Genomic DNA, 2,834 nt, shown 5'->3' with positions numbered 1-2,834 from the left:
GACCGTCTTGAAACCGACCAGGGGAGCGAACAGTCCGATCGAGATCAGCGTCGTGAAGAACGCGTCCTTCACAATATGAGCGACATCCACCCTCCCCGCGGGCTTTGCCGCCGTGCCGTGGATCGCGGCTTGCGTCGCCACGTCACACCTTCTCGACGTCGGGGCGTCCGAGGATACCCTGCGGCAGGAAGATCAGCGTGATCGCAAGAATGGAGAACGCGGCCACGTCCTTGTAGTCGATGGAGAAGTAGGCCGACCACAGCGTTTCGATCAGGCCGATGAGCAGTCCGCCGAGAAGCGCGCCCGGCAGCGAGCCGATGCCGCCGAGCACCGCCGCGGTGAACGCCTTCACGCCCGGCACGAAGCCGTCGGAGAAGCTGACGACACCGTAATACATCAGATAGAGCGTGCCGGCGACGGCGGCGAGCGCGGCGCCGATGATGAAGGTGATCGAGATTGTGCGGTCGACATTGATGCCGAGGAGCGACGCCATCTTTTGATCCTGCTCGCAGGCGCGCTGCGCCCGCCCGAGCGAGGTGTGCGCGACGAGATACCAGAAGGCGGCGAGGAGGATGGCGGTGACTATCCAGATGATGAGCTGTTTGTAGGACAGCGTGACCGAGTAGGAGCCGTTGTTCATGATCTCGTAGCCGCCGCGCACGAGAGGGGGAACGGATTTGTTGCGTGGCCCCTGCGAGACCTGCACGAAGTTCGACAGGAAGATCGACATGCCGATCGCCGAAATCAGCGGCGCGAGGCGAAACGATCCGCGAAGCGGCCGATAGGCGGCGCGCTCGATCACCCAGTTCACCAGCGAGGTGAGGAACATCGCCACCAACAGGACGATGAACAACGCGAGGATGACGGAGGAGATGCCGAGCCAGGCGGTAAGGATAAGGAATGTGATCAGCGCGATGAAGGCCGAGACCATGAACACGTCGCCGTGCGCGAAGTTCACCATCCCGATAATGCCGAAAACCATCGTGTACCCGATGGCGATCAGGCCGTAGATCGATCCCAGCGTCACGCCGTTGATGATCTGCTGAACGAAGACTTCCATCGGCCCCCCAAGCTTAAGCACGAACGTTCCCCGTGCCCGGATTGTAGGAGCAGTGCGGCCAGCCCGGCAACCGTCAGGCGCATCTTCCCGCCTGGGCCTGGGGACGAAACTTGGCGGCTAAGCCAAAGGTATAATGGCGCGGCCGGGACTCTCCCTGCCACGCTTTGTCGCCGGGCCCTTCCGCCGGCCGCTTTCGTCTAGGCTCTCTCGTGCCGGGTGGTTTCGAACAGGAACCAGTTCCGCCGCTCGGCGCCGTCGATGAAGTTCTCGAGCATGCTCGTGGTGGCGACGTCGTCGTGCTCGTCGGCGATCTCATGCGCCGCACGCATGTTCTCGATGACGGCCCTGTTGTCGTTCATTAGTTCACGCAGCATATCGTGCGGCGCGACATAGGGCTCGTCATTGTCTTTGATGCTCTGGTGGCGCTTGATGTCGCCGATCGAGCGCAGCGTCGTGCCGCCGATCTTGCGCACGCGCTCCGCGATGTCGTCGGTTGTGGCGTAAATCTGCGCGGCGTGCTCGTCGAGCAGGAGATGGTAGTCGCGAAAATGCGGTCCGCTCATATGCCAATGGAAGTTCTTGGTTTTGAGATAAAGCGCGAAAGTGTCGGCAAGGACGCCGTTCAATGCCTTGGAGATGGCGGCGATCGCCTTGTCGGAAAAATCGGCCGGCGTATCGAGCGCGACGGCAGGCTTGCGAGGAGTGAGCTGGCGAACCTTGGACATTGTAAAGCCTCGTGCGGTGTTGAAAGAACTCGAAAACAACGCCCCGCACGAGATTTGGTTGCAGCCCTGACGTGGCTATCCGAGATGCTTCAGCACCGCTTCGGTGTAGGCTTGCGGTTGCTCGATATTGGAGATGTGCGCGGCGTCGAGGGGCGCGAGCTTTGATCCCTGGATGCGCTCTTGGATGAACTTCGCCGACGCGACCGTCGTCGACGGGTCGTGCTCGCCGACGATGATCAGCGTTGGCGCGGTGATTTTGCGGATCGATTCCGACTGATCCATGTCGCGGATCGCCTCGCAGCAGCCGATATAGCCTTCGGCCGGTGTCGTCCGGATCATGTCCCGCACCGGATCGAGATCGGCTTGAGACCCCGGGCGTTCGCGGAAAGCCTTAGTGAACCAGCGCTCGATCGTGCTTTCGACAATCGCGTCCATGCCGCTTTTGCGCACCGTCGCGATGCGCCCGTTCCATATCTCCGGCGCGCGCATCTCCGCCGCGGTGTTCGAGAGGACCAGCCGATCGATCCGCTCCGGCGCGTTGGTGCCAAGCCACATCCCGACCATGCCGCCCATGGAGAGGCCGCACCAATGGACCCTGGCGAGTTTCAATGCGTCCATGACCGCAAGCGCGTCATGGCCCAGCATTTCGATGGAGTAGGGGCCTTTCGGCGCGCCGGACTTCCCGTGTCCGCGCCGGTCATAGCGCACCACGCGGAAGGTCTGGGTGAAGGCCGGCATCTGCTTGTCCCACATGTGCAGATCGGTGCCGAGCGAGTTCGACAACATCAGAACCGGGCCGCCTTCGACTCCCTCGACCTCGACATTGATGGGGCAACCGTTGGAATCAATTGTCGGCATCGGCGTTCCTTTTTCGTTTCTTGAAGGGTGGCACAAAGACTAGGCTCCATACTCAATTGTTGTTGCGTGCTGTGATTGGTCCTGATTCCGGGAGGTCTGGGAGGATTTCCGGATGTCGAGGAAGCGAGAAGTCTATTGGCTTTCGGATGCGGAGTGGGAAACGTTCCAGCCGCATCTGCCCAGTGGTCGGC

3 protein-coding genes are annotated in these 2,834 nt (G+C 61.6%); all 3 read right to left on the bottom strand.

Annotation, left to right across the window (positions count from 1 at the left end; all coding sequences use genetic code 11):
- Nucleotides 1-142 precede the first annotated feature (142 nt).
- Nucleotides 143-1,060: an ABC transporter permease subunit gene (locus AB7F49_RS39325; RefSeq protein ID WP_428533458.1), complete on the bottom strand. Its 918-nt coding sequence runs from the start codon at nt 1,058-1,060 to the stop codon at nt 143-145.
- A gap of 197 nt (nt 1,061-1,257) precedes the next feature.
- Nucleotides 1,258-1,785, bottom strand: coding sequence for a Dps family protein (locus AB7F49_RS39320; protein WP_428533455.1), 528 nt, complete (start codon nt 1,783-1,785; stop codon nt 1,258-1,260).
- A gap of 75 nt (nt 1,786-1,860) precedes the next feature.
- Nucleotides 1,861-2,643, bottom strand: a complete 783-nt coding sequence (gene pcaD, locus AB7F49_RS39315) for a 3-oxoadipate enol-lactonase (protein WP_428533452.1) — start codon at nt 2,641-2,643, stop codon at nt 1,861-1,863.
- Nucleotides 2,644-2,834: the final 191 nt, after the last annotated feature.

It is taken from the genome of Pseudorhodoplanes sp. (assembly GCF_050250235.1).
In the GTDB taxonomy this organism is placed as follows: Bacteria; Pseudomonadota; Alphaproteobacteria; order Rhizobiales; family Xanthobacteraceae; genus Pseudorhodoplanes.
This window is presented reverse-complemented; position numbering and strand designations above follow the sequence as displayed.

Excerpts from the sequence above, each read along its gene's own strand:
- pcaD (WP_428533452.1), bottom strand. The coding sequence starts at position 2,643 with ATGCCGACAATTGATTCCAACGGTTGCCCCATCAATGTCGAGGTCGAG.
- AB7F49_RS39325 (WP_428533458.1), bottom strand. The coding sequence starts at position 1,060 with ATGGAAGTCTTCGTTCAGCAGATCATCAACGGCGTGACGCTGGGATCG.
- AB7F49_RS39320 (WP_428533455.1), bottom strand. The coding sequence starts at position 1,785 with ATGTCCAAGGTTCGCCAGCTCACTCCTCGCAAGCCTGCCGTCGCGCTC.